24 protein-coding genes, 1 tRNA gene and 2 pseudogenes are annotated in these 24,186 nt (G+C 44.0%); 10 read left to right on the top strand and 17 right to left on the bottom strand.

The features are described 5' to 3' along the window. The first annotated feature begins 122 nt into the window (after positions 1–122). The 3 genes from slrR to RUW00_RS11405 all read left to right on the top strand — a co-directional run bounded on the left by slrR (position 123) and on the right by RUW00_RS11405 (position 2,449). Positions 123–578: an HTH-type transcriptional regulator SlrR gene (gene slrR / locus RUW00_RS11415; protein WP_007407395.1), complete on the top strand. Its 456-nt coding sequence runs from the start codon at positions 123–125 to the stop codon at positions 576–578. 80 nt (positions 579–658) lie between these two features. Continuing rightward, entirely contained in the window at positions 659–2,107 is a 1,449-nt protein-coding gene (locus RUW00_RS11410) for a carboxylesterase/lipase family protein (protein WP_094296312.1), read from the top strand. 141 nt (positions 2,108–2,248) lie between these two features. Then, positions 2,249–2,449, top strand: a complete 201-nt coding sequence (locus RUW00_RS11405; RefSeq protein ID WP_014418938.1) for a hypothetical protein — start codon at positions 2,249–2,251, stop codon at positions 2,447–2,449. Positions 2,450–2,480: 31 nt separating this feature from the next. Here RUW00_RS11405 and RUW00_RS11400 read toward each other — a convergent pair whose 3' ends face one another. Together RUW00_RS11400 and RUW00_RS11395 are read right to left on the bottom strand one after the other, a co-directional pair. Next, on the bottom strand, positions 2,481–3,011 hold the full coding sequence (locus RUW00_RS11400; RefSeq protein ID WP_014418939.1) for a dihydrofolate reductase family protein: 531 nt from the start codon (positions 3,009–3,011) through the stop codon (positions 2,481–2,483). Positions 3,012–3,090: 79 nt separating this feature from the next. Beyond that, entirely contained in the window at positions 3,091–3,720 is a 630-nt protein-coding gene (locus tag RUW00_RS11395) for a YczE/YyaS/YitT family protein (protein ID WP_014305880.1), read from the bottom strand. A gap of 133 nt (positions 3,721–3,853) precedes the next feature. Between RUW00_RS11395 and paiA the strand changes: the two genes are divergently transcribed. After that, the gene (gene paiA / locus RUW00_RS11390; RefSeq protein WP_021495236.1) at positions 3,854–4,372 is read left to right on the top strand and encodes a spermidine/spermine N(1)-acetyltransferase; all 519 of its coding nucleotides are present in this window, start codon (positions 3,854–3,856) and stop codon (positions 4,370–4,372) included. Positions 4,373–4,414: 42 nt separating this feature from the next. On the opposite strand, the gene RUW00_RS11385 is transcribed toward paiA, so the two are convergent. The 4 genes from RUW00_RS11385 to RUW00_RS11370 all read right to left on the bottom strand — a co-directional run bounded on the left by RUW00_RS11385 (position 4,415) and on the right by RUW00_RS11370 (position 6,327). Further along, entirely contained in the window at positions 4,415–4,903 is a 489-nt protein-coding gene (locus tag RUW00_RS11385; protein ID WP_014305882.1) for a phenolic acid decarboxylase, read from the bottom strand. Between the two features lie 21 nt (positions 4,904–4,924). Then, positions 4,925–5,380 carry a DUF3237 domain-containing protein gene (locus RUW00_RS11380; RefSeq protein WP_076424578.1) on the bottom strand — a complete coding sequence of 152 codons (456 nt, stop codon included), beginning with the start codon at positions 5,378–5,380 and terminating at the stop codon, positions 4,925–4,927. A gap of 210 nt (positions 5,381–5,590) precedes the next feature. After that, a complete protein-coding gene (locus RUW00_RS11375) occupies positions 5,591–5,875 on the bottom strand; it encodes a DUF1433 domain-containing protein (RefSeq protein WP_095270728.1) in 285 nt (94 codons plus the stop codon). A gap of 137 nt (positions 5,876–6,012) precedes the next feature. Then, entirely contained in the window at positions 6,013–6,327 is a 315-nt protein-coding gene (locus RUW00_RS11370) for a DUF1433 domain-containing protein (protein ID WP_021495239.1), read from the bottom strand. 56 nt (positions 6,328–6,383) lie between these two features. On the opposite strand from RUW00_RS11370, the pseudogene RUW00_RS11365 reads away from it, so the two are divergent. From RUW00_RS11365 to RUW00_RS11355, 4 genes and pseudogenes are all read left to right on the top strand, one after another. Continuing rightward, positions 6,384–7,818 (top strand): annotated as a pseudogene (locus RUW00_RS11365) (lipase). Between the two features lie 13 nt (positions 7,819–7,831). Further along, a complete protein-coding gene (locus RUW00_RS11360) occupies positions 7,832–8,143 on the top strand; it encodes a hypothetical protein (RefSeq protein WP_095270733.1) in 312 nt (103 codons plus the stop codon). Next, positions 8,143–8,301 (top strand): annotated as a pseudogene (locus RUW00_RS23000) (DUF6262 family protein); the annotation flags it as partial. The gene RUW00_RS11360 and the pseudogene RUW00_RS23000, both read left to right, overlap by 1 nt. Before the next feature lie 95 nt (positions 8,302–8,396). After that, entirely contained in the window at positions 8,397–9,248 is an 852-nt protein-coding gene (locus tag RUW00_RS11355) for a pentapeptide repeat-containing protein (protein WP_280144647.1), read from the top strand. Between the two features lie 102 nt (positions 9,249–9,350). Here the strand turns inward: RUW00_RS11355 and RUW00_RS11350 are convergent, their stop codons facing one another. The 4 genes from RUW00_RS11350 to RUW00_RS11335 all read right to left on the bottom strand — a co-directional run bounded on the left by RUW00_RS11350 (position 9,351) and on the right by RUW00_RS11335 (position 12,941). Continuing rightward, complete coding sequence (locus RUW00_RS11350; protein WP_280144648.1) at positions 9,351–9,734, bottom strand: phage integrase N-terminal SAM-like domain-containing protein; 384 nt, start codon at positions 9,732–9,734, stop codon at positions 9,351–9,353. Between the two features lie 199 nt (positions 9,735–9,933). After that, positions 9,934–10,009 (bottom strand) — tRNA-Arg (locus RUW00_RS11345). Between the two features lie 215 nt (positions 10,010–10,224). Beyond that, on the bottom strand, positions 10,225–11,694 hold the full coding sequence (locus RUW00_RS11340) for a glycoside hydrolase family 32 protein (RefSeq protein WP_267543532.1): 1,470 nt from the start codon (positions 11,692–11,694) through the stop codon (positions 10,225–10,227). Positions 11,695–11,708: 14 nt separating this feature from the next. Further along, positions 11,709–12,941 carry an MFS transporter gene (locus RUW00_RS11335; RefSeq protein ID WP_017418854.1) on the bottom strand — a complete coding sequence of 411 codons (1,233 nt, stop codon included), beginning with the start codon at positions 12,939–12,941 and terminating at the stop codon, positions 11,709–11,711. A gap of 387 nt (positions 12,942–13,328) precedes the next feature. Between RUW00_RS11335 and RUW00_RS11330 the strand changes: the two genes are divergently transcribed. After that, positions 13,329–14,303, top strand: a complete 975-nt coding sequence (locus RUW00_RS11330) for a LacI family DNA-binding transcriptional regulator (protein ID WP_015418285.1) — start codon at positions 13,329–13,331, stop codon at positions 14,301–14,303. Positions 14,304–14,549: 246 nt separating this feature from the next. Then, positions 14,550–15,146 (top strand): ATP-dependent Clp endopeptidase proteolytic subunit ClpP, encoded by a 597-nt coding sequence (gene clpP, locus RUW00_RS11325; protein ID WP_003151513.1) that lies wholly within the window; start codon positions 14,550–14,552, stop codon positions 15,144–15,146. A 44-nt stretch (positions 15,147–15,190) separates the two neighbouring features. Here clpP and pgmB read toward each other — a convergent pair whose 3' ends face one another. The 7 genes from pgmB to RUW00_RS11290 are packed head-to-tail and all read right to left on the bottom strand — an operon-like array spanning position 15,191 to position 24,138. Next, a complete protein-coding gene (gene pgmB / locus RUW00_RS11320) occupies positions 15,191–15,880 on the bottom strand; it encodes a beta-phosphoglucomutase (protein WP_174747331.1) in 690 nt (229 codons plus the stop codon). Further along, complete coding sequence (locus RUW00_RS11315; protein WP_280144649.1) at positions 15,877–17,562, bottom strand: glycoside hydrolase family 13 protein; 1,686 nt, start codon at positions 17,560–17,562, stop codon at positions 15,877–15,879. Before RUW00_RS11315 ends, pgmB begins: the two co-directional genes overlap by 4 nt. Continuing rightward, entirely contained in the window at positions 17,555–19,828 is a 2,274-nt protein-coding gene (locus RUW00_RS11310) for a glycoside hydrolase family 65 protein (RefSeq protein ID WP_280144650.1), read from the bottom strand. Before RUW00_RS11310 ends, RUW00_RS11315 begins: the two co-directional genes overlap by 8 nt. Then, the gene (locus RUW00_RS11305) at positions 19,806–20,690 is read right to left on the bottom strand and encodes a DUF1189 family protein (RefSeq protein ID WP_095270750.1); all 885 of its coding nucleotides are present in this window, start codon (positions 20,688–20,690) and stop codon (positions 19,806–19,808) included. Before RUW00_RS11305 ends, RUW00_RS11310 begins: the two co-directional genes overlap by 23 nt. A 4-nt stretch (positions 20,691–20,694) precedes the next feature. Continuing rightward, positions 20,695–21,531, bottom strand: coding sequence for a sugar ABC transporter permease (locus tag RUW00_RS11300; RefSeq protein ID WP_014418954.1), 837 nt, complete (start codon positions 21,529–21,531; stop codon positions 20,695–20,697). After that, positions 21,532–22,842: a carbohydrate ABC transporter permease gene (locus RUW00_RS11295; protein WP_072177058.1), complete on the bottom strand. Its 1,311-nt coding sequence runs from the start codon at positions 22,840–22,842 to the stop codon at positions 21,532–21,534. It abuts the gene before it with no gap. 39 nt (positions 22,843–22,881) lie between these two features. Further along, entirely contained in the window at positions 22,882–24,138 is a 1,257-nt protein-coding gene (locus tag RUW00_RS11290; protein WP_060562516.1) for an extracellular solute-binding protein, read from the bottom strand. Positions 24,139–24,186 lie beyond the last annotated feature (48 nt).

Raw genomic sequence — 24,186 nt, 5'->3', positions numbered from 1 at the left:
AACATTATCATGATTTTCCTCTTATTTACTGCACTTACCTTATAATTTTAAATTTTATAAAGAACGAAAAATTTCTTATAATGAACAAAAAAATGCCAGTATACAGGGGAGAATTCAGCACAATGATTGGAAGAATAATTCGTTTATACCGCAGAAGAAAAGGCTACTCTATTAATCAGCTAGCAGTTGAAGCAGGTGTCTCTAAATCTTATTTAAGCAAGATAGAACGGGGTGTTCACTCAAATCCGTCCATCCAATTTCTGAAAAAAGTATCCGCCACCCTGCAGGTCGATCTGACGGAGCTTTTTGATGCCGAAACGATGCTGCATCACATGGGAGACACGGAAGATGAGTGGCGCATCCACCTTGTACAGGCCGTGCAGTCAGGCATGCCGAAAGAAGAACTGTTCACCTTTACGAACAAACTGACTGAAAAACGCCCGGAGCCCGCACCCTACCGCAACAGAAAACTGACTGAATCCAACATTGAGGAATGGAAAGCGCTGATGCAGGAAGCCAAAGAACTCGGCTTGTCCGTTCAGGAAGTCAGATCATTTTTAGAACGGAAGCGTTACTAATGATATGCTGATGAAAAGGCTTTTATTCGCTTCATGTCTTCATCTCTGTTTATAATGAAAAGAAAAAAGGGGATGAAATGATGACAAAACTTACCGTTCAAACCCGCTGCGGCGCACTGAAAGGAACTGCCGGCCGCGGCGTCCGCACATGGAAGGGCATACCGTACGCGAAGCCGCCCGTCGGAGAGCTCAGATTTAAAGCGCCGGAGCCGCCCGCACCTTGGGACGGCGTAAAACATGCCGACTCGTTCGGGCCGATTTGTCCGCAGCCGGATGATATGCTGTCTATATCGTTTTCCGGAGATATACCGGCTCAATCTGAAGATTGCCTTTACCTCAATGTTTTCGCCCCCGATTCAGAGGGCGAAAAAAAGCCTGTCATGGTATGGATACACGGCGGGGCATTTTATTTAGGTGCCGGAAGCGAACCGCTTTACGACGGATCTGCCCTTGCCGCTGACGGAGATGTCATTGTAGTGACACTCAATTACAGGCTCGGACCGTTAGGCTTTTTACATTTGTCTTCTATTCATGACGCGTATTCCTCCAATATCGGGCTGCTCGATCAGATCGCCGCGCTGCGCTGGGTGAAGGACAATATCTCCGAATTTGGAGGAGACCCGGATAACGTCACGATATTTGGTGAATCGGCAGGCGGCATGAGCATCGCCTCCCTTATGGCAATGCCTGACGCAAAAGGCCTGTTTCATAAAGCCATTTTAGAAAGCGGCGCCTCCCATACGATCCCGGCGGACATGGCAAAAGACATCGCGGCTGCATTTATTCATGAAGCCGGCACTGATCAATTGCAGGAGCTTTCCGTTAATGACCTGCTTAAGACTGCGGATAAAGTGCGGCGCTCACTAGATCAAAACATTTTCCAGCTTTTGTTTCAGCCCGCCATCGATCCGGCCACATTGCCTGCGGAACCGGTGAAAGCCATAGCAGACGGGGCCGCAGAAGGCATACCTATGATCATCGGAACCAATCGTGATGAAGCATATTTGTTTTTCACCCCTGATACAGATATTCATTCCGAGAAAAAGCAGCAAGATTATTTGCATTATCACCTCGGAGAGAACTGCACCGAGCAAGCGGCAGATTTATATCCGCATTCATTAAAGGGACAAATCGATATGATGACGGATCTGATTTTCTGGCGGCCGGCTGTCGCTTTCGCACAAGGACAGTCGCAGCACGCACCGGTCTGGATGTACCGCTTTGATTGGCATGGCGAAACACCGCCGTTTCATAAAGCCGTTCACGCTCTGGAATTGCCGTTTGTGTTCGGAAACTTTGATTCTTTGAGAAAGACGCTGCAAGAACCGCTCGGTGACGACGCAGAACAGCTTTCCAAACAAATCCAATCCGCATGGCTCGCTTTTGCAAAAACCGGAAACCCGAACACCTCTCACTTCAATTGGCCTGAATATGAAACCGATTCACGCGAAACTTTGCTTTTCAACACGGATACCGCTGTCGAAAGTGATCCCGATGCAGCAAAACGCCGCATCCTGTTTCAAGCATAAAAAACGCCAAGGGAGCCGGCTCCCTTGGCGTTTCGTTTTCATCTTACTTCAGACATCGCAGAATATCCGTTTCCACATTACCCCTGATATGTTATATTCTAACCCAATAAGTTAAACAAACATTCATAAAGGAGTTTTTATATGGAGAAATCAAGTATTATCGGCACAGCTGCCGTTATAATCGGGGCGCTTATGACCTTAGTTTCATTTATCTTCCTGCGCGACACTGATTTCTATGCTGTGAGGTGGATAGGGGTTGTTATCATGGTTGCAGGGTTTTCATGCGGGCCGGCCCACACCATTTCAAAACATAAAAACAAACATGAAAAAGAAACCCGGTAACCTTTACTGGGTTTCTTTCATACACTTCATTTTATCTCACTTCATAATGCAACTCCGCAAATTGCTTATAGCGCCTGACATCAGTCAGCTTCAGCCCTGTCTCCCGGTCTCCGGGTTTGAACAAAGAAATTCCGCGGCCGAGCAGAACGGGGGCGATCTGAATGATAAACTCATCGACAAGTTTTTCCTCCAAAACCGGGTGCAGCAGATCGCTCCCGCCGACAATCCAAATCCGCTTGCCTTCTTGGCGTTTCAATGCTTTTATAAAATCGGCAGGCTCTTCATGAATAAACCGCACATGTTCAGTGCACCCGGTCAATGTCCGCGAAAACACATAGCATTCTTTACCTTTGTACGGAAATTCCTCAGGCAATAAAACCAATATGTCCTCGTATGTTTTTCTGCCCATGATAATCGTATCGACAGATTCATAGAAAGCTTCATAATCGGTGCCGTCTTCACCTTCAGTTCCGATTAACCAATCTAAAGAGTGATTTTCCCGCGCAAGATAGCCATCTGCGCTGACAGCTCCGTAAAAAACGAGCTTTCTTTGACCGCTCATAACAATCCCTCCCCCTTTTTTATTATACCTTGAACATGCGGATGAAATAAAAAATGATAGAACCGGATAAAAACCCCTGCTACCGGGTTTTCGTTTCTTCCTGCTTTGGAGATGCTGTTAATATGCCGTCTATCCATCTTCCGGTAATCGGCATAAAGAAATGAAGGATGATCCCGCCTAAACAAACGGTTAATAACGTTCCGATGCCTACCGGACCTTTTAGCATCACGGCCAGTATGAAAAATATGAAGTAAATGACCGTTCTTGAAAAAAAGATGCTTCTCCCGGTTAAATCGCGGACAATTAGCGTTAACCGATCAACCGGGATCGGGGCGAAATTTGTGTGCAGATAGGTTGCGGTTCCTATCCCTATCACAACTAAACCGATTGCAAAACAGCCCGCTTTTCCGTACCATAGTTCAGGCGTTATGACTCGATGCAGAAAAAAAAGCCACATATCAATCCCGATTCCCGTTATAAACGCCGTAATCATCCCTGAAAATTCCGGCCTTTGCCTTTTTAACATTGAATTACAGCAAATTAACAGGAAAGCGATGATGATTTCCCAGCTTCCCACGGTAAGCCCTGCATGGACGGACAATCCCACAATAAGCGCATCAAAAGGCGACGTTCCAAGATCTGATTGAATCGTGACAGAAATACCAAAGGTCAAGATCATGATTCCTAAAACATAAAAAACATATTTCACTTTATCGTCCTCATTTTCTTATTTTATGTTGCAAATACAACAAAATTACGGTATGTTTACTATACGGTATTTTCATTGCAAATACAACAAAAAATCAGCTGATATGATAAATGAAGAAAGGAGCTGTATGACCATGAGTATTCAATTAAAAAAGTGCAGCCTTAACGATATTACAGAGCTCCGGGAGATAAGCATTGAAACATTCAATGATACATTTAAGGATCAAAATTCACCTGAAAATATGAAAGCTTATTTGGAAAATGCATTCCGCTCTGAACAGCTGAAAAAGGAATTATCCAATCTGTCTTCTCAATTCTATTTTGTTTATTATCATGATGACCTTGCGGGGTATATAAAAGTCAACATGAACGAAGCACAGTCAGAAAAAATGGGGGAAGATTCTCTTGAGATTGAGAGAATTTATATAAGAAAAAACCACCAGAAACACGGACTCGGCAAATATCTGCTGAATGAAGCTGTGAAAATCGCAACAGCACACAATAAAAAGAACATCTGGCTGGGCGTATGGGAAAAAAACGAAAATGCAATCGCCTTTTATCAAAAAATGGGGTTTGTCCAAACCGGAGAACACTCTTTTTATATGGGGGATGATAAACAAGTCGACTTTATCATGACCAAAACCCTGTCGTAAAAGGATACAAAAAAACCCGGACAAGCTGCCGGGTTTTTTCTCTTATTTTAATTTTCCCGCGCGAATATCATCGGTCATTCCTTCGTACGGCGCTTCTGAAATCAATGTTTCGTTATTGATTCCCGCATTGTTGAGATACGTAATATCCGCAAACTCGGGAACGACATATTTCGGGTATGTTTCATATTTCTCACGTGACTCTTTCATCACGTCAATGTAATCATTTTGGTAGCACACCGTGATTTCCGGATGCTCATGCACCCATTTCGGGAAGAAAATAATTCCGTGCATCCGTTTTTCATTCGGCATAAAGTTTAAGGAAACGTCTGTGCCTGTCGGTTCAGTCCATGACACTTTGTATACGCCTTCTGTCAGCTTGACGATATTCACTTCCTGGTCGCGCACCCAGCGGCCGCCTACCATTCCGCTATGAATCCGATAGTCGATCGTATGATCATTTTTAATATAGATTTCATACTCCCAGCCGTTTTCATACGTGTAAATCATATGGCTTCCGATAAAGTTTTCCATGTTGACTCACTCTCCATATTATTATTGAACTTCATAAATATCTAACCGAATGTCATCCGGCAATCTGACCGCAGCCCCGATAAACAGCCGGTCCTGCAGATGCTGATATGCCTCACTGCTTGTTTCAAACACAGGCACAGTGCGGAAATACACGTGCTCGGGATCAATGATGCGCCCCTCTGCAGCCTGTTGGCGGAACGGTTCACTGACTTGGCGGATGCCGTTGTTCTCTACATAGATGACTTCATGCTCCTCCGTCTCCAGCGCATATCTGGCAGAAAGATCAACCCGGCCGTTCGGACGGATGATCTGGGCATCTGCCCCGCCCGGAAGAACACGTCCCTTTACGGCGCCGCTGACCGTTCCGCCCCGTATCGGAATCAACTGCCTTTTCCCTAATCCAGTCTGCCCCGCAACGATCGGTTCATCCACTTCAATCTGCAGAGACATCACTTTTTTTAAAGAAGGTTCATTCAAGACGTATCACCTCCCGAGTTATTATGTTTACTTAAACATGTAACTATTTACACGTTTAATTGTAACGCTGTTAAAACGGACTGTCAAATAATGAGCTGTTTCCGGTTATGTTTTACAGTGTTCAATAAAAAAAGACAAGGGCGGCACATGCCGAAACCCTTGTCTTTTTCATTATGCTCATATATAAAAAATGCCAGACGAGCGTCTTTATTAATAATCGCAATCTTTATCTCTGCATTCTTTCTTTCTTACAGCGTCTATTGAGTGCCCCATGATCTTGTCATTTGCCTTATCGTAAATACCATCGAATTTATTCGATGTATCACCGTTGTAATAGCCAAATACCTCTATCCCGCCCATTGGATCTATCTCGTATTTATCTTTAAATGTAACGTTATGTATGCCTTCATAATTCGCTTTGATAAATTTCTCCATTCGTTCCTGAGCAATCTTTATCTCTTCAGCCTGAACATTTTTATCATTCATACTCTTCATTATAAAACCTCCGGCTGCTATTAAGATAACCATAAAGATAATAATATATTTTTTCACAGAATCATCCGTTCCATGAGTTATGATGAAGTTCGCGGACTAGAAAAAATGACCGGTGACATCCGGTGCATTTAGGCGTGTTAAGATTTTTCTTCCGCATCCACAGAGGAGCTCCCTATTTTGTCTCCTACAGGATCATATAAGCCGTCAAATTCTTTAGTTTTATCGCCGTTTAGATATCCTTCAACTGTAATTCCGCCGGTTGGATCAATAAAATAATCATCATAAGAAATTTTCTCTATACCCTTGTACTCACTACGCAAGTACTCGGTCATTTTACTTTTGGCTTTTTCGAAAAGAGCATTTTCTTCCTTTTTCACATCATATTGATGCTTCATAACCAACCCTCCAACGGTTATAATTAACACTAGAACAATAATAAGGTATTTTTTCAAAAAAAATCATCCCTTTCCCTACCCTATTTTACATGACAAGAAAGGTGCTGTATATCTTGAGCAAGAAAATCAGGACTTCAAACCTGACAGATGAAACATATTACAGGATGAGTCAACGTGCTTATAACTATGACTATCTTAAAAAGGAAATTAGAGAAGAACGATTATATACGTATTAATTCTTCCATTTCAAAACCTACTTACTGGTACGTCGATCAAATAAAATCAGACGATAATACAGGACTTGATGCGGTTGTATTAGTACAAGCAGTGAAGAATAACGGAAAATGGATAAAATCAAAAAACCCCGAAAACGTGGTCGTCGCCTTTGCGGGAACCGATATCGCAAAAGACCCGATCAATGACGGCGTAAAAGCGGACGGCGGGAACATTGTTTTTGGAAGCGACCCCAAAAAAGAAGCTCATTATATCGTTGAAAAGGACGCGAAGGATACGTCTAAAACACTCGGAAAATATAACGGCACACCTTCTCAAGACGCGATGCTTACAACCGGAAACTATAAACTCATTACGAAAACATCGCAAATCGACCAAGCAGACCAACTCGTTAAAGAAGTTAAAAGAAAGTATAACGGAACATCGACGGTTGTTTCAACAACTGGCCATTCACTCGGAGGTGCAGAGGCCGAATACAGTGCAGTAAACAATGATATTTATGGGGTCGCGTTTAACAGCCCTTCTGTCGTCAAACTACATACTGATAATAAGCAAGAAGAAATAAACGATGGCTTGTACGACCCTTACGTGAGATCTATTATTAACCCGGATGATATGGTCGGAGCTGGTTATTGGAACGAATATGACCGCCACAACGGGACCACAATTTACACAAAAAACCCTGCACTTTCACAGATCAATCGCAAACAAAGACTGAGTGGAAGATGGGGTGACCAAATCGAAAAGAACCTCGTCTACTTTATAGATACTGTTATTCTTCGAAATCCTGATACACACGGTCTAAATGAAGCCAACTTTACGTTTGATGAAAACGGCAATATCACGAATGTAAACGGTGATGAGCTTGTGTACGATAAAAACCTAAACGCAATGCTTCCGGCTGGCGCAATCGGTGGCGGTGATGCCATTAAAGTAACTCCCAAAAGCGCCAAAAAACTTGCCGAAAAAGTTGACGCGATGGTCGAGGATCTCAGAACGATGAAAAAAGAAGCGCAGAATGCCTATCAAGAGCACGACGAAAAAGTTGCTGAACTAATAACGGAATTTTACGGTCAAGTTGGGCATGGCTTTTATGATCAGCTTAATTCACAGGACGTAACAAATACGTTAGAGGATATAGCCCAATCTTACGATAAAGGGCCGATATTTTACGACACACAAGCTGAACAATCATTCATAGATTCACTACAGGCAGCGATTACAGACCTTGAGGAAATAGGCGGTTTCTTGAATAAAATCGCCGACGACTTTGAGGAAAAAGATCAAATGCTTGCCAATTGGCTAAGATTATAGGAGTGACAAAGCAATGCCAACGTTAGATAACCTTTTAGAACATAAAGATGATCCAATGCGAAAACAGCTTCAGCGTCAAATGTTAAAAGCAGGTATGACGCAAGTGGCAAATACTAAACTTGAGACGGTTCGAAAAAACCTTAAACCAAAGTTCGAAATGAATTCGTTGCGGGAAGAATTAAACGATGTTTATTCAGTCCTTTTATACAGTTTCGAGGGAAAAGCGCAAAGAGCACTTGCTCAGCGTATCAGTGAAAGTGCCAAGCTTATTGTTAATGTGGAGAACGACGGAGAAACTTTCGTTAATAGCTTTAAAACTAGATAAAAAGCCCCTCTGCAAAGCAAGTTAAGTATGAAATGAACGAAAATAATAAAGATGCGATTATCGAGTCATTAAAGCGGAAAGTTAAGCGACTAGAGCATGAACAAAGATTTTAGAAACCAATTAAAAGTAGCGTAGCAGAAGTCTACAAAAAGTTCTAGTTGACAAGGTATTTATTATTTAACAATCAAGATTGTTTAGGAATCTTGTATATTAAACTCAAAAGTTATTTAACTAAAGATAAGAGGGTATAAAAATGGATAATGAAACAGCCAAAAATATTAGAGAAAGTTTAACGGCTGATTGTACGAAGTGCTTTGGACTTTGCTGCACAGCGCTTAATATTGTAGCATCAAGCGATTTTCCAATTAACAAGCCAGCAGGTGCACCTTGTGTTAATTTACAATCTGATTATGGTTGTCAAATTCACAGCAACTTACGAGAGAAAGGTTTTAAGGGCTGTACAGTGTTTGACTGTTTAGGTTCTGGACAAGTTGTTTCTCAAATTACTTTTAAAGGTCAAAGTTGGCGAGATAATCCTGAAATTAGAGAAAAAATGTTCCGAGTGTTTCCGATCATGGAACAAATACATGAAATGATTGCGTACACGGCAGAAGCCTTGTCGTATGACATTCCCCATGCTTTGTCTGATAAATTGAGTGTGCAGTTAAAAGAATTGCAGAACTTATCAAAACTCGATGCTGAAGAATTATTATCTCTTGATCTAGTGGTGTACAGATTTCCATTAAACAAATTGCTTTCGGAAACCAGCGAGTATATTCGGGAAAGCTTAATTTCAAAGTTACCTGACACTAAAAATGCCAAGAATTATAATTACGAAAGAGCCGATTGGATTGGCAAAAAATTAAGAGGTAAAGATTTAAGGGCGTTAGATTTAAGGGGAGCATATTTAATTGCTGCAGATATGAGGAATGCAGATTTAAGAGGTGTTGATTTTATTGGCGCTGATTTGCGTGATGCTGATTTAAGGGGAGCAGACTTATCTACGAGTATGTTTTTAACTCAAATGCAAATTAATTCGGCTAAAGGTGATGTAAAGACAACATTCCCCTCTCATATACAACGACCTTCCCATTGGATTAACTAATTTTGTTCAGTTTGTGTATTGAAGGAAACTTTTTGAAGATGGTCTTACTATCAGTCTTATTCCAGAAAAGGACGCTTTAATTGAATAAAAGGAAAGCACATATTAGTCATGTATAATATATGATTTATGCTTTCCTTTCCCGCGCTTAGTCATTCGGCTAAGGATCGACTTTATGCCGCCTAAACGGATATTTATCGTTACTGGCGAAAGGTCGCGTACGTTGAGCATCGTTGATATATAGGACCGCAGATGATCTTCCGTAATGTTCGTTACGTTATCCGTCGGCTGTATGCCGGCCACTTCCATAAATACCGCCCAATACTTCCGATAATCATTGATCGTTCTGTCGCGATAGTTCTCCGTTTCAAATAGCTCGAATACGATCCTTAACGCTTCGTGAACGGATTTCGCCGCTTTGAAGCTCTTTTCTATTCCGTCAGTCTCGCGCCGATTCCTGACGCCTTGCCTGCGTTTTAAAACCGCCATAACAAAAAACCTCCCGGATTTATTTATCCGCGAGGTTACGTTTGCTGAATCGGACTATTTCGTTTTAGGAGAAGCGAGCCGACCGATTAAAGCCGGGCCCGTTCTTTACCGGTTCGCGCCCTTCCGGACACTTTTCGTACACTTAACGCTTAACGGACCGTCGGAAAACGTTGATATGACGGGGTTATAACGTATTGGACGCGCTCGGAGGGATTCGAACCCCCGACAGACGTGGTACCGGAAACCACCGCTCTATCCAACTGAGCTACGAGCGCACGTTTTTTCAATCAGATACCTTTATATTATAATAAAGAAACGCACAGAAAGCAACTCTTTTTTGATAATGCACAACAGGATTATGCAGCGTCCTCATGCAGCATAATCCTGCATCGTATAACGGCATTGATTTTCACAAAAAAACCATTTCAGGCGGACTGCCCCCGGCTCAGTACATTTTCAGCCACTGCAGAAAAAGCGGTAATCACCCGTTTCAGCTTTTTTTCCAAATGTCCTTTAACATCCAATAGGTGAATTCCTCAACTTTTACGGCGCCTTTCTCAGAAAACAGCTCAATCCCCAATCTGCCTTCATTCGGATAGATACGGCTTGTCATCGTTGTTTCTCCATGATTGGCGAATACTTCAATCGAGGATCTGTCAATAAAGATACGCAGCGCCAGCTTGCCGTTTGTATCCGTCTGCACCCTTCTCACACCGTCTTTCGCTTTCCCCATCTTGGTGCAATCAAGTGTCAGCTTTTTATCCGTCAGATTGTATGTCAGCACAAGTTCTTCTTCGTCAAGGCCGCGAATCTTAAAACCTGCCGTTTCGGCATCAGAATCGTTTATATCAAACACGACTCGGACTTCAAGCAGTTCTTCGGACGTCTTTGCCAAGTAACTCCCTGAAACCGATCGTCCGGCACATTCCCGATATTCCATTTTCCGCAGCTGCTTGGTTTCTTCCACGGGATTCATCAAAAGTTTATGATCATCACGCAAAGTCAGTTCTCGCGGCAAAGTCAGTGCACCGCACCATCCGTCCGCTTTTGTCGGCATCTCAGATTCCCACATATCCATCCAGCCGATGGCAATTCTGCGTCCTTTATCATCTAATAATGTTTGCACGGCGTAAAAGTCATGGCCGTGATCCAGTTCTTTAAAAGCGCCGTGTGTAAATTTGTTTGTTTCATCATGATAGTCACCGATTAAATAACCGGTTTGATGTAAATTTTGATAGGAATCACCGTCCGCCTCGATCCCCTGGGGCGAAATCAGCAGGACATGTTTGCCGCCTAATTCAAAGAAATCAGGACATTCCCACATATAGCCGAGATTACCGTCACTTTGGGCGAGAACCCCCGCGTATTCCCAATCACGCAAATCAGGTGAACGGTATAAAACGACCCGTCCGACGTTTTCTTTTGAGGAGTTGCCGATGACCATATACCAAACATCGCGATGCTTCCATACTTTCGGATCGCGGAAATGACGGGCGCTGTCTTCCGGCGGTTCCGCAATAACAGGGTTTTCCTGAAGCTTTTCAAACACGGTTCCATCTTGGCTGACAGCGATATTTTGAGTTTGATAGAATAGGTCTTTCTCTTGATCAATTATATTATGTCCTGTATAGATGAGGGCCAATCTTCCATGATCATCGACCGCGCTTCCCGAAAAACAGCCGCTTTGATCGAATGCGTCCCCCGGAGCTAAGGCAACCGGCAGGTGCTCCCAATGAATGAGATCTTTACTTTTTACATGTCCCCAATGCATCGGCCCCCAATGCTCATCATACGGATGATGCTGAAAAAAGACGTGGTATTCTCCTTTAAACTGAATAAGTCCGTTCGGATCATTGATCCAATTCGCCCGGGGCATAATATGGTACCCCAATCGATATCTTTGTTTCACTTTACCCTCGGCTTCCTTCAAAGCTTCTTCCGCCTGCTGAATTCTATCCATTTGTAACATCCTCTCTATCCGATTTTTTGCAGACGCTGGACACGCCTGCTGTTTTGTTTCGGGCCCAATAAAGTAAATATGGAAATGACGGTAAAACCGAAGACGACGATTCCCATGATGAGATAGGTTTGACGGAACCCCGCACTGTCATATAATCCTCCCGCAAGCGGCGACAGAATCGACGCGCCTGCCTGAGATGCGAATTGAAAACCGACGAGATAAAGGACGGACGACAGACGCGTATCAAAATTGGCAGCCAAATATTTAAAAACGGCGATCAGCATAATCGGCAATTCCAGTGCGTGGATGAGTTTCATTGATGAAATGCCTACAGGTTCAACTGCAATTCCGGACCCGACGATGCGGAAAGCCATTAAAAACCCCGCTAAAATCAAACTGTTTTTCGCCCCGAACTTATTGACGATAAAAGGCGCAAGAAACATCATACCGGCCTCTAAAAAAACTTGGAATGAATTAAGATAGCCGAATACTTGGTTACCCGTCGACACCGAAGGAAACAAAGACGCATAGTAGATCGGGAACTGCTGATCATATACGCCGTAAATGCAAGTCACCCCGATAATGTACATCATAAAAAACCAGAAATCTCTTAGTAAAAAGAGCCGCCCCACATCTTTTAACCGGACCGAATCCGCTCTGTTTTTCTCATGATCGGTCATTTCTATTTTTACAGACATGATGATGGCCGTTAATATGACGGCTGAAACAGACGCGATCCAGAAGTTGATATTGGGATCGATATTGAAAAGCTGACCTGCAAAAAATGCAGCCGCCGCCCAGCCCAGCGAGCCCCACATTCTTGATTTTCCATACTCGAAATCATACTTACGGCTGACCTTTTCAATGTACGTTTCAATCGCGCCTATCCCCGCCAAAAAAGCGGCTCCCAAATATAAGCCTCCGACAACGGCGCCAAGAAAGACGTTGTATTGTAAAAGCGGCCCATAGACGAAGATATAAAACGGACCCGTGAATATGAGAAGACAGCTGATCATAAACAATATCTTTTTCTTCAGCCCCAATTTGTCAGAGATAAAACCGTAAAGAGGCTGCATGCACAGGGCAAATACGGCGTTTACAGAAAAGATAATGCCTGTCGCTGATCCGTTTAAATTGATTTCCTGCCCTAACCAAATCGCAAATAAAGAATAGCTGGAAGACCAAGTAAAAAAGAAAAAGAAGAAATAAGCACTCAGTTTCCAATACAGACTTTTTGAGCTTTTCATTTGCACCGCTCCTTTAATAGGGCCTTTTAATAGCCGTTTTAGAGCCGCATACTTTCTTCATATTCATCACATACATGCGAGCTCATAGTAAGCGCTTACTTTCCATCACTGTTTGATTCTTTCACTTTAATGCCGCCAGCCATCTCTCCATACCCGTCACTTCCCTTCACTCCATAAATAAAGCGCTTTCAAAAAGAATTGTATGTCAACCGGTTCCATATGTCAATCGGTTGACATAAAATTTTCTGATTATTTCAATCAAACCAAACACGCCCTCTTTATATGAAAACAGAAACATGGAATGTCCTTGCACATGTCAGCCTGATTCTCTAAAATAAGTGCGTGACGGAAATTGTAAGCCATTTCAGTAAGCAGGAGGGCACGGGAATGAAGCCTAACATTCATGATGTTGCGAAAATAGCGGGAGTTTCATCCACAACCGTTTCGCGGGTATTAAATAACCGCGGCTATATCAGCGAAAAAACAAAAGAAAAAGTGTACAAGGCGATGGAAGAAATCAATTACTTTCCAAACGATCTGGCCCGCTCTTTATTCCGAAAACGAACCAATTTAATAGGACTTATCATCCCAAACTCCAGCAACCCGTTTTTCGGCGAACTCGCCTTTCATATTGAAAGCATTTGTACGTCCATGGGCTACAAACTGCTGCTTTGCAACAGTTTACATCGAAAGGATAAGGAAGAAAAATATTTGGAGATGCTGATAAGAAACCAAGTGGACGGCGTGATCGCCGTGACTTACAACCGGGGAATTCTCAATGATCACAAGCAGAATCTGCCGATTGTCGCCATTGATCATTACTTATCGGACACGATTCCCGTCGTCGGCTCAGACAACTATGACGGCGGAAAAAAGGCGGCAGAACTGCTGATTGAAAAAGGGTGCCGGCACATCGTCCATATCAACGGCCCGATTGAACTCGAAACACCGGCAAACCTCAGAAGAAAAGCATACGAAGACGTCATGCATGAACACGGACGGAAGCCTATTACATATGAAGTACCCTTTTATCAGCATTACCATGACATTATTTCAACATTATTCGATGAACAGCCTGACACCGACGGAATTTTTGCCAGCGATGATATCATGGCCGCTGCCGTGATGACTGAGGCCAAAAAACGGGGAATAGACATCCCGAATCAATTAAAAGTGATCGGTTATGACGGCACTGAAACCGTTCAATCGGTTCTGCCGGACTTGGCAACCATCCAGCAGCCGATTGAATTGATTTCCAAAACAGCCATCGAGATTTTAGCAAAAGAAATTGAAGGCGAATTTGATGATTTGCCGCTGGAAACGTATTTGCCGGTACGGCTTTTGGAAGGGCGGACAACGTAGTCAGACCCTTCAGCCGTACGTAGCGACGCGATTGCGGTCTATTTTGAGCGCTCCGGCCATATCATTTTCTCAAGCGCCGGTGCTGATCATCCTCATTTCCACTTTGCTGTTTGAACTTTTTGTTTTATGGGAAAAATGGTGTTAGAAGAAAAGGTTGGCATTTTGGTCAGCGTTTTGTTTGACCTTTATTGACCAAAAATGTATCATGTAAATACATACTTACCTAAAAGGTGAAGGAGGAGCATTATGAATTTAATACCTACAGTCATTGAACAAACGAACCGCGGAGAAAGAGCTTATGACATTTACTCCCGTCTTTTGAAGGACCGTATTATCATGCTTGGATCTGCGATTGATGACAACGTTGCGAACTCCATCGTGTCACAGCTTTTATTCCTTGAAGCGGAAGACCCTGAAAAAGATATTTCCATTTACATTAACAGCCCTGGCGGATCAATCACTGCCGGTATGGCAATCTATGATACAATGCAGTTCATTAAACCGAAAGTATCCACGATCTGCATCGGTATGGCCGCTTCTATGGGAGCATTTTTACTTGCAGCCGGAGAAAAAGGCAAACGTTACGCGCTTCCTAACAGTGAAGTTATGATTCACCAGCCGCTTGGCGGAGCGCAAGGACAGGCGACAGAAATTGAAATCGCGGCAAAACGCATTCTCTTGCTTCGCGACAAATTAAACAAAGTGCTTGCTGAACGTACCGGCCAGCCGCTTGAAGTCATTGAGCGTGATACAGACCGCGACAACTTCAAATCAGCTGATGAAGCCTTAGAATACGGCTTAATCGATAAAGTGCTGACACGCAATACAGAAGACCAGAAGTAATGCCCAAAAAACCTGCAAGAGATGATGTCTCTTGCAGGTTTTTTTCACTCTCTGATGCTTTTTAAAACCTTTCCCCTATACTGCTTCCATTCTTCCTTCAACAGCTCAAACGACAATTCACCGGTTTGCCTCACAACCAGATCAGCACCAAGCATCGACTGTTCACGCCCGACACCGACCGCGAACATCCCGGCAGATTTAATTGCAGATATTCCTGCTTCAGCATCTTCTATTGCCGCGCAATCAGCCGTGGAAACACCGAGCAGCGCTGCAGCTGTTAAAAAGATTTCGGGATCAGGCTTCCCCTTCGCAAGAGCCGCCGGGTCAACAATGGCTTGAAAATCATCGATAATCGCCAAACGTTTTAAGATCGCGCGGGCATTGCGGCTTGAAGATGCTAACCCGATTTTTATATGTTCATTTTTTAATTCACAAAGAAGCCTGCCGATTCCCGGCAAGAGATCTTCCGGCGTCAATCTGCTGATCAACGTTTGATAATATTGGTTTTTTTGATGCAGCAGTTCTTGTTTCTCCACATGTGTAAACCTTTTTTCCGCTCCGCCAAAGATCAGTATGCTTTCCAGTGACTCTTCCCGGCTGATTCCTTTCAGGCCTTCATTCACATTCCTGTCAAAGGGAATATCAATTTGTTCTGCGATGTGCTTCCAAGCGAGAAAATGATATTCAGCCGTATCTGTTATCACTCCGTCTAAATCAAAAATAACCGCTTTCATATGCTGATGCCCATCACAGCTTCATAAGGTTTGAGGCTGATACGCTTCAAGTCAGCCCGCTCCTGCGGATAGTTCGAAATCAGGATTTTCCAACGCTCATGGATCAGTTCCGGAGGCGCTTCGAACTGGGCCTTGTCTTCCGACAAATTCACAACGACGAGAAGCTTTTTCCCTTGATATTTACGGATGTAACAATAGATTTGCGGATCATCTTCCAGCAGCAGCTGATAATCTCCGTATACCATGATCTTATGTTGCTTTCGTAATTGAATGAGCTTCTGATAGTAATAGAAAATTGAATCTTGATCTTCCAAGGATTCTTTCACATTGATTTCTTGATAGCGGGAATTGACCGCTAACCAAGGGTCTCCGGCTGTGAATCCGGCATGTTTTCCTGCATCCCATTGCATCGGCGTCCTCGCGTGATCCCTTCCTTTTATCATCACGGCTTTGACAAACTCTTTTTCTGTCATCGTCTTGTTTTCGATGACTAGTTCACGGTATGCATTTTTTATTTCAAGATCGTCATACATCTCCAGCGGCATATCACTGTTGACCATGCCGATTTCTTCTCCCTGGTAAATAAACGGTGTGCCTTTCATCCCGTGGAGAACCGTTGCGAATGCTTTCGCACACTGTTTTCGCAGCTCACCGTCATTGCCCCAGCGGGAAATCACCCGCGGCTGATCGTGGTTCTCAAAATACAAGGTATTCCAGCCGCTATTCATCAACCCGGTCTGCCACCTTGTCATCGTTTGTTTTAAAGCAATCACATCAAACGGCTTGATCTGCCATTTCCCATTTGGCGAGTTTTGTTCTGTATCGATATCCATATGTTCAAATGTAAAGATCATATTCAGCTCTTGCCTGCCTGCATCCGTATATTTTTTCGCCTCTTCAATATCAGAACCGTTTGCCTCTCCGACTGTCATGCAGTCGTAATGAGAAAGCACTTCCCTGTTCATCTCTTGAATAAATTCATGCAGGCGGGGGCCGTTAGAGTGGTAACGGCCGACAATAAAGTTTTTGCTGTTATCTGTTTCATAGTCCGGAAAATCAGTGTGCTTGGAAATGGAGCCGATCACATCCATCCGCCAGCCGTCAACGCCTTTATCCATCCAGAACTTCATCAGATCATACACTTCCCGGCGAACGGCTTCATTTTCCCAATTTAAATCAGGCTGTTTTTTCGAAAAGTAGTGCAAATAATACTGTCCTGTCCCTTCATCGAACGTCCACGCCGAGCCTGAAAAAATCGATCCCCAATTATTCGGCTCAGAACCGTCCGATTTCGGGTCTTTCCAAAAATAATAATCCCGGTAAGGATTGTCCTTCGACTTGCGGCTTTCAGCAAACCAGGCATGTTCATCCGACGTGTGGTTCACGACCAGATCCATGATGATTTTCATTCCGCGCTGATGCACTTCATCAATTAACTGAAACATATCTTCATTTGTTCCGAATTTTTCGTACATGTTTCTGTAGTCACTGATGTCATAGCCGTTGTCATCCTGCGGAGAATCAAACACGGGCGACAGCCAGATCACATCCGCGCCAAGTCTTTTGATATAATCAAGCTTTTTGATAATGCCTTGTAAATCCCCAAATCCATCTCCATTGGAATCATAAAAACTGCGCGGGTAAATTTGATACACGACAGCTTCTTTCCACCATTCACTCATCAGGCATTCTCCTTTCACATCGTTCATTCAGCACCATCGGCTCTCCATAAACTGTGATGGACACCGGTTCTCCTTTGACAAGCTCAAAAATGGCGCGCCTTTCTTCGACCGTCACCTTGATCAAGCGGTTTCGATAATTGATATGGAACGAGTAACCGTCCCATTCATTCGGCAAAAATGGGGTGAATGAGAGCGTTCCTTTTAAAGTACGCATGCCGGCAAACCCTTGGACGATCGCCAGCCAGCTTCCCGTCATTGAAGTAATGTGAAGGCCTTCCTCCGTATCGCGATTGTAATTGTCGAGATCAAGCCTTGCTGTACGCTTATATAATTCAAGCGCCTTCTTTTCCATCCTCAATTCGGCAGCGAGCACCGCGTGAATGGAGGGCGATAAGCTTGATTCATGAACCGTCATCGGTTCATAAAATTCATAGTTGCGGCGTTTTTCGTCTATAGAGAAACGGTCAGGAAATAAATAAATGCCTTGCAGCACATCGGCTTGTTTAATAAAGCTGGAGCGGAGGATTTTGTCCCATGACCAATTTTGATAAAGAGGCCGTTCAGCTGGATCTAATTCGTCAACTGATTGCAGGTCTTTGTCCAAAAATGTGTCATGCTGAACGAAAATTTGCAGTTCTTCACTATACGGATAGTACATGTGCCGGATGATTTCTCTCCAGACTTTCAATTCTTCTTCCTGCACATCCAGAAGGCGGCGTTTCTCCGCTGAGATCCTTTCGAGACTTTGCAGAGTATAATCCAACGTCCAAGCCGCAATGACATTCGTATACCAATTGTTGTTGACATTGTTTTCATATTCATTCGGCCCTGTGACGCCATGGATCATATACTTATTTTTTCGTTTCGAGAAGTGAACACGGCCGGCCCAAAACCTGCTGATCTCAACAAGAACATCTATACCGTATTCTTCCATATAGGCGCGGTCGCCTGTATATTGGACATAATTGCAGATCGCATAGCAAATCGCGCCGTTGCGGTGGATTTCTTCAAACGTAATCTCCCACTCATTGTGGCATTCATCTCCGGTAAACGTCACCATCGGATAAAGCGCCCCCTTCATCCCCAGCTTGGCGGCGTTCCGTTTGGCAGCCTCCAAATGATGATAGCGGTACAAAAGCAGGTTTTTCGTGACTTCCGGCTCGGCTGTCGCCAAATACATCGGAACGGCATACGCCTCGGTATCCCAATAGGCGGCACCGCCGTATTTTTCGCCTGTAAATCCTTTCGGTCCGATGTTCAAACGGGCATCTGCCCCGTAGTATGTCGAGAATAACTGAAAGATATTGTAGCGGATGCCTTGCTGAAGTTCCTTATCTCCCTTTATCTCTATATCCGCTTTTGCCCATCTTTCCTTCCACTTGGCAATATGCTGCTGTCTCGCTTCTTCATAACCTTGCTTAAGAATAGCCGCCAAAAGCTCCTCCCCTTTCGAAGTAAGCTCTGCTTCTTGAACATCGCGTGAAGTCGTGACAACAATAAACTTTTTCAATGAAGCTTTGTTTTGGTAGCTGAAGCGATTTTCAGCATACATGCGGGAAGTTTGAAAGCTTTGACTGACACAGCCTTCTGTCAAATTTCCCATTAAGGCTGAGACGGTGAAACGCGGCGTTCCGAACGGATTGTCGAGCGTTTTTGCCGTTATGTGCCCGCGGCGGTAATCCGCTCCTGTCTCTTTTTCCTGCCAAAACCGCTCTTGATAGTTTGAATCTTCGTTTACAACATTGCCATCAAGATAAGGAACAAGCGTAATAACGGCGTCCCCTGTCAGACACTCCGCTTCATAATGAATCGCACATAGCTCTTTTACGGCCAGGCTGAGAAATCGTTCTGATTTGATTCGCACGGTTTTATCCTGAATACGGACAACAGCGCTCCTCCTCAGAATTCCTTCTTTCATATGAAGCTCTAACTCAAATGATTCGAGTCGGTTTTGATAGAGATCGACTTTTTCACCGTCAACATACACATCTATTCCAATAAAATTCATCGCATTGATCACTTTTCCGAAATAGTCCGGATACCCGTTTTTCCACCAGCCTACCCGCGTTTTGTCAGGGAACCACACGCCCGCAATATATGTGCCTTGATGGCTGCCGCCTGAATACCCCTCTTCAAAATTCCCCCTGATGCCCATATAGCCGTTGGCAAGAGAAGTCAGGCTTTCCTGCAGCCGTATATACTCTTTTTGAAATGTATTGGTTTTGATTTTCCATTCATCAATCTCAAACAACCGCTGATTTATCATGTCTTCCTCCCGAATGAACATTTTCATTATGACGGCGGGTTTTGGCCATATATCTGAATAAAAAAGCAATCATCAACGTGACGCCGCATGTATGAACCATTAATACAGTAATCAAATCAAAGCGGATCAGCCCGATAGCAGCTGCCGCGAATGCAGGCAGAGCCGATGCGCATATCGCTGCAGAAGCTGCTTCCTTACATGACGCGATAACGATCATTTTTGATAATTTCGCCATCCAGATGCCTCCCGCAAGCACAGCTGTAAAAAATAGCTGGATCAAAAAAATCACTGCGCACCCCAGCATCATGATCATCGGCTTATACTGTGCCAGCCACAATTGACCGATAACAGCCTCCGTCTCATATACGCCCGGGTCCGTAAGACTGGCGTCCGCTTTCCCATAGCGAACTGAAAACCCCATTCCGTTTTGGTCGGTAATAATCAGCCGGTCAGGCTGGAATATGACCGCGTTGTCATATCCTTTTACACGCAAACGCCCATTTTCACCGTTTGGTTTCCATTCATGCTCCATATCGACTGCCAGCAGATGTTTGCCCTCTTCAATTTGATCAAAATGCTGTCCGCCTGTCAGTTTTCCGTTCCTGATTTGAATACCGTTTAATTGTTCGGCAAAACGATCATTCACTGCAGAAAGCGCCGCAGGCATAACCAATTTGAGGCTGAAGCGGTCCATTTTCAAAAACGACATCGTAAACGGCGCCATAAGGCAGGACGTTAAAAACATAAAGAGAAAGGAGAGCTGAAGCCAGCTGAATGTTTTCCCGTAACGGCAAATACCTGACGGAGACACCGACGCTTTAAGACTGCGGATCATAAAGCTTTCATTTTGCACATTCTTCATTGAACTACCCCTTTGTTCCGCCCGCCGCCAGCCCGGATACAAAGTTCTTTTGGAGAAAAAAGAACAAGATGCATATCGGCAGTGCGGCAAGTATAGCTCCCGCCGCAAACAGGGCGACTTTTTGCTGCTGCGGATTTGAAATGAACGACTGCAACCCTACTGCAATGGTCAGCCTTTCCGGCGAGCGAAGCAAAAACTTCGCCAGCAAATAGTCCCCGAACGGCGCCATAAACGCCCAAAGCGCTTGAACGGCAAGCATCGGCTTCACAAGCGGCAGCACAATGGAGGCAAATATCCTGAAATGCCCCGCTCCATCCATTCGCGCAGCCTCATCAATTTCTCTCGGAACTGTATCAAAATAACCTTTCATCAGCCACGTGTTCATCGGAATTCCGCCGCCGATATAGATCGCTGTCAAAAACCAGTATTGATCAAGAGCGCCTATCAGCATGGCCAATACATAAAAAGCAGTCAGCGCTGCCATTGTGGGCACCATTTGAATGATTAAAAAGAAGACAAGACTCTTTTTTCGCCCCGCAAACCGATAGCGGCTGTACGTATACCCGGCAAGCGTTACAATCGTGACCTGCAATACCATGACTGACAGCGCGATAATCAGCGTATTGCTGTACCAATGAAGATAGAGCGTCTCTTCAAACAGCCGCTTAAAATGATCAAAAGTCCAGGAACCTGAGAAATCGAGCTGAAAAGCCGTCACATTTCCCGCACGGAAAGCGGAGGAAGCCGTAATCAGCAGCGGATATAAAATGACAATGCTTAAAACCAGCAAAAATAAATAGGTGCAGATTTTCGTAAGCATTCCGGCCGTTCTGGAACCCATCTACATCACCTCCTCATTGCCGAAAGCATTTGACTTTTTAAAAGCAATCAGTGAAATTCCAATGACGACGAAAGAAATTAACAATGTCACGGCCGCTGCCACAGCATATTGCGGAGAAGTGCCGGTTGTCAGTTTATAGATCCAGGAAATTAAAATATCGGTCGACCCGGCACCGGCTCCCGCGCTTCCCGGACCGCCTTCATTAAACAAATAGATGATCGAAAAATTATTAAAGTTAAATGTGTACTGTGTAATCATCACCGGTGCCGTCGCAAATAAAATCATCGGTAATGTAATATTGCGAAAACGCTGCATAAAAGAAGCCCCGTCAATCTTTGCGGCTTCATACAATTCACCCGGAATCGACTGCAAGACTCCCGTTACCATGACATAAATATAAGGAAAGCCAAGCCAGGTCTGAATCATAATCAGAGCAGTCTTCGTCCAGAAAGCATCAGTCTTCCACGCGATCGCCGGCAGTTCCACAAACGGCAGGTGGTTAATTAATGGGATCACCTGCGTGTTCATCGCCCCAATACTGTCATTAAAAATATTGGAAAAGCTCATAATTGTGATAAAGGCCGGAACAGCCCATGGAAATAAGAAAATCATTCGGAATATCCGTCTGCCTTTAATAAAATCTTGATTCACAAAAAGTGCCGTCACGATCCCCAAAATGATTTGCAGCGTTGTTGCACAGATTGTCCATATCATGGTCCAGCCCAGTACATTCACAAATGTTTCCCGGTAGGAACCGACAAAAAAGATATTCAAGAAATTTTTAAAGCCGACCCAGTCAATCAGACTGTTAGGCGGTATATGATAAAAATCATAGTTTGTTAAGGCAACAAACAGAGTCACCAGAACAGGAAAAATAATCACAAACACCATCATGAGATATGCCGGCAGTGTAAATAAATAAGGAAACCCTTTATCTCCCGCATGGCGGATGATATCCTTGGCCGCTGTATTCACCTTCAAACCCGCCGCTTTCATAGTGGCGGTATGACGGAAATCATAAACTGAAAAGATATAGAACATGAGAAAAATCAACGTTAAGATCAATTGCAGCGTGCCTTCAATCAGCATAAATAATGAGTGATCTTCACCGGGAACACTTCCCAAGGTAACCAATCCGGTCAGCGCCTCAATACCGAAAACGCATAATTCAACAGCAAACAAACTCGTAATGACCAGAAATAAGATCCCCTTTGATATCTGCTGATTCGCGATCTGTCCAATTCCCGGAATGATCGATAAAAACCATGGCGCCTTCCGTTTTTGGTGTAAAAGTGTATCATCTTTATTCATTTTTCGCCCTCTATTCTTACGGACACTTCCCCTCCGATTTTATTTCACATACTTTTCTTTGATGTTTTCTTTTATGACGTTTACCGCATCATCCGCCGATTTTTTTGCTGTTTTTTTCCCCGAAGCCGCATCAAACATTAAACTTTCAGCGCCAGTCCATACCTCGGCCATTTCAGGAATATTCGGCGCAGGTGCCGCTGACTCATATTGTTTAATAACAGCTGACGCCAGCTCATTTTTTTGCTCCCCCGCTTTCTTCCTTGCGGCTGTGTTGGCCGGAACTTCATTTGTATCCTCATAAAAGGCGTAAGCATTGGCATCATTTGTTGCATACTCAAGCCATTTTTCAGCCAGCTCGGGTTCCTTTGTATATTTTGAAGCAACCCAGCCTTTTCCGCCCGCAAACGGAGCATATTCTTTTCCGTTTGGCAATGTCGGAATAGGAGCGGCTCCATAGTTCAGGCCGGCCTCTTGAAAATTGGCAGCCGACCAAGGCCCGCCGATGATTGCAGCCGCTTTCTTATCCAAAAACATTTGCTGAATAAAATCGTCTGCGCTCGAGTTATCCTGCATGCCTTTTGGCCAATACGTTTTAAACCATTTCTCCGCATATTTCACCGCTTCTGCAGCCCCTTTATTGTTCAGGCCGATATCCCCGGGATCTGTGCCGTTTTTCCCGAATACATATCCGCCGTAACCGGACAGCAAACCGTACGACATATAAAAGTCAGTCCACTTTGCCAAAAATCCCGTTGACTTTCCTTTTTCAGAAGCAAATGAAAACCGGGGATCCTCTGTTAATGTTTCAAGGTCTTTAAATGTTGCCGGCGCTTTTTTTATAAGATCTTTGTTGTAATACAGAACAAGCGTCTCAATCACCAGCGGCATTCCATACACCTTTCCGTTAACCGTTACCTGCTGCATCTCTTTATCTCCAAAGCTTTTTGTATCAGCAGGTTTTAGATCAAGCAAATGGCCTTGCTGCGCCAAACTGCCGATCCGGTCATATGCGGCAAGCATAACGTCAGGCGCATTGCCGGCCGGGCCGTCCAAAGGAAGCGCCTCCAGCTGATCGAACATTTGCTTTTCTGCAATGTTGATTGTGACGTGATTCTCTTTTTCAAACTCTCCTTTAATGCTTTCAATATATTTTTTATAGGTTTCTTCAACGGACACGGTCAGTACCTTTTTGCCGTCAGAGCCGGCCGATTCCTTTGAATTTGAACAGGCGCCGAGACAGAATGCCAAAACTGATGCCGTCAATAAAGCCAATCCCTTTTTGACGAACCCCGCCATATCTTTTCCCCCTTTTATTATGAATCTATTACAATTCTACTCTGTTAG

The organism is Bacillus sp. IS1, assembly GCF_032461585.1.
Lineage (GTDB): Bacteria > Bacillota > Bacilli > Bacillales > Bacillaceae > Bacillus > Bacillus velezensis.
The sequence above is the reverse complement of the archived record's forward strand: the minus strand, read 5'-3'. Positions and strand labels throughout refer to the sequence as shown.

Excerpts from the sequence above, each read along its gene's own strand:
- RUW00_RS11375 (WP_095270728.1), bottom strand. The coding sequence starts at position 5,875 with ATGAAGAGTATGAATGATAAAAATGTTCAGGCTGAAGAGATAAAGATT.
- RUW00_RS11310 (WP_280144650.1), bottom strand. The coding sequence starts at position 19,828 with ATGATAAATCAGCGGTTGTTTGAGATTGATGAATGGAAAATCAAAACC.
- RUW00_RS11335 (WP_017418854.1), bottom strand. The coding sequence starts at position 12,941 with ATGAAAAGCTCAAAAAGTCTGTATTGGAAACTGAGTGCTTATTTCTTC.
- RUW00_RS11330 (WP_015418285.1), top strand. The coding sequence starts at position 13,329 with ATGAAGCCTAACATTCATGATGTTGCGAAAATAGCGGGAGTTTCATCC.
- RUW00_RS11385 (WP_014305882.1), bottom strand. The coding sequence starts at position 4,903 with ATGGAAAACTTTATCGGAAGCCATATGATTTACACGTATGAAAACGGC.
- slrR (WP_007407395.1), top strand. The coding sequence starts at position 123 with ATGATTGGAAGAATAATTCGTTTATACCGCAGAAGAAAAGGCTACTCT.
- RUW00_RS11355 (WP_280144647.1), top strand. The coding sequence starts at position 8,397 with ATGGATAATGAAACAGCCAAAAATATTAGAGAAAGTTTAACGGCTGAT.
- RUW00_RS11290 (WP_060562516.1), bottom strand. The coding sequence starts at position 24,138 with ATGGCGGGGTTCGTCAAAAAGGGATTGGCTTTATTGACGGCATCAGTT.
- RUW00_RS11340 (WP_267543532.1), bottom strand. The coding sequence starts at position 11,694 with ATGGATAGAATTCAGCAGGCGGAAGAAGCTTTGAAGGAAGCCGAGGGT.
- RUW00_RS11400 (WP_014418939.1), bottom strand. The coding sequence starts at position 3,011 with ATGAGCGGTCAAAGAAAGCTCGTTTTTTACGGAGCTGTCAGCGCAGAT.
- pgmB (WP_174747331.1), bottom strand. The coding sequence starts at position 15,880 with ATGAAAGCGGTTATTTTTGATTTAGACGGAGTGATAACAGATACGGCT.
- RUW00_RS11350 (WP_280144648.1), bottom strand. The coding sequence starts at position 9,734 with ATGGCGGTTTTAAAACGCAGGCAAGGCGTCAGGAATCGGCGCGAGACT.
- RUW00_RS11295 (WP_072177058.1), bottom strand. The coding sequence starts at position 22,842 with ATGAATAAAGATGATACACTTTTACACCAAAAACGGAAGGCGCCATGG.
- RUW00_RS11360 (WP_095270733.1), top strand. The coding sequence starts at position 7,832 with ATGCCAACGTTAGATAACCTTTTAGAACATAAAGATGATCCAATGCGA.
- RUW00_RS11410 (WP_094296312.1), top strand. The coding sequence starts at position 659 with ATGACAAAACTTACCGTTCAAACCCGCTGCGGCGCACTGAAAGGAACT.
- clpP (WP_003151513.1), top strand. The coding sequence starts at position 14,550 with ATGAATTTAATACCTACAGTCATTGAACAAACGAACCGCGGAGAAAGA.
- RUW00_RS11315 (WP_280144649.1), bottom strand. The coding sequence starts at position 17,562 with ATGAGTGAATGGTGGAAAGAAGCTGTCGTGTATCAAATTTACCCGCGC.
- RUW00_RS11405 (WP_014418938.1), top strand. The coding sequence starts at position 2,249 with ATGGAGAAATCAAGTATTATCGGCACAGCTGCCGTTATAATCGGGGCG.
- paiA (WP_021495236.1), top strand. The coding sequence starts at position 3,854 with ATGAGTATTCAATTAAAAAAGTGCAGCCTTAACGATATTACAGAGCTC.
- RUW00_RS11300 (WP_014418954.1), bottom strand. The coding sequence starts at position 21,531 with ATGGGTTCCAGAACGGCCGGAATGCTTACGAAAATCTGCACCTATTTA.
- RUW00_RS11305 (WP_095270750.1), bottom strand. The coding sequence starts at position 20,690 with ATGAAGAATGTGCAAAATGAAAGCTTTATGATCCGCAGTCTTAAAGCG.